This window comes from Actinoplanes sp. NPDC051633 (genome assembly GCF_040681735.1).
Classification (GTDB): Bacteria; Actinomycetota; Actinomycetes; order Mycobacteriales; family Micromonosporaceae; genus Actinoplanes.
In genome coordinates, this window is sequence record NZ_JBFAZH010001841.1 from 1 (window position 1) to 1036 (window position 1036).

At 74.6% G+C, this 1036-nt stretch carries 2 protein-coding genes; one reads left to right on the top strand and one right to left on the bottom strand.

Features of this window, described 5'->3' with window-relative positions:
- Positions 1-474, top strand: a 474-nt coding sequence (locus AB0M20_RS45570) for a type VII secretion protein EccB (protein WP_364307920.1), incomplete at its 5' end; no start/stop codon positions are given.
- Between the two features lie 239 nt (positions 475-713).
- On the opposite strand, the gene AB0M20_RS45575 is transcribed toward AB0M20_RS45570, so the two are convergent.
- Positions 714-1036: hypothetical protein (locus AB0M20_RS45575; RefSeq protein ID WP_364307922.1), on the bottom strand; the 323-nt coding region annotated here is incomplete at its 5' end.

Here is a 1036-nt window from a genome sequence, read left to right on the forward strand (position 1 = left end):
GGCCTGGCGGCGGCCGCGGAGGCCCGCATGGCACCAGGGCCCCCGCCGGGCGCGGCGTCCCCGCCGGCGAGCCGCCCGGTCTTCGCCGCCGGCAGCCCGGTCTGCGTGACGTATGACGACAACGCGGCGGTGCCGAGAATCCGGCTGGGCGGCACGCTGCCGGCATCGGCGGTCCCGACGCAAGGCCGTACGAGCGGGGGCCTCCCGCTGGCGGACAAGGTCTACGTCGCACCGGGCGCGGCGGCGCTGGTGGAGACCATGCCGAGCAGAGACGCGCGGGCCGGAACGCTGACGCTGGTCACCGACCAGGGCCGGGCGCACCCGCTGGCCGGCCGCGAGATCCTGTCGGTCCTGGGCTACCCGAAAGCCCACCCGCTGCGTCTGCCGGCGTCCCTGGTAACCCGTGTCCCTCAGGGGAGCCCGCTGACCCCGTCGGCGGCCCGGATCCCGACGTCGCCGGCCGAGTCCCCCTGACAAAGCCCCGGCAGCCGTGCCGCGGTCCTTTGCTCTGCTTCCCCTGAGGAAGCAGATCCAGGGACGTCAGGGTCAGATCGGCAGTTGTTATGTTCTGTTCCGACACCGTTTGCGGGGGCGTAGCGGGCGCCGTTCGGGCGCGGCGTGCCTGGAACTGCTTCCTCAGAGGAAGCAGAGCAAAGGGGTGCGGCACGAAGACCCCGCCCACCGCGAGGGTGGGCGGAGTCCGGCCGGTGCGGTCAGCGCCGGCGCTGAGTGGCGAAGGGTGCGGGTGGACGCTCGGCCTGCCACAGGTCCTCGTCCAGCGGGGACTCCTCCGTTTCCTCGTGGCGGCCGGTCAGGAAGTCCGGCGTGCCGGGGAGCGCCGCGGTGCGGCCTCTCAGCTCGGGCGGGACGCCCGGGATGGACTGCAGCGGGCGGGCTCGGTGGGCGCTCTCCTGGTCGCCCGGCTTCGCGTCGCCGTGGTTGCCTCTGCCGGCTCCGTGCAGGCCCGCACCCAGAAACGGTGGGAAGAGGCGGCCCGTCCGGGTGCCGGTGGCGGCTGTCGTGCCGGCCTGCTGGG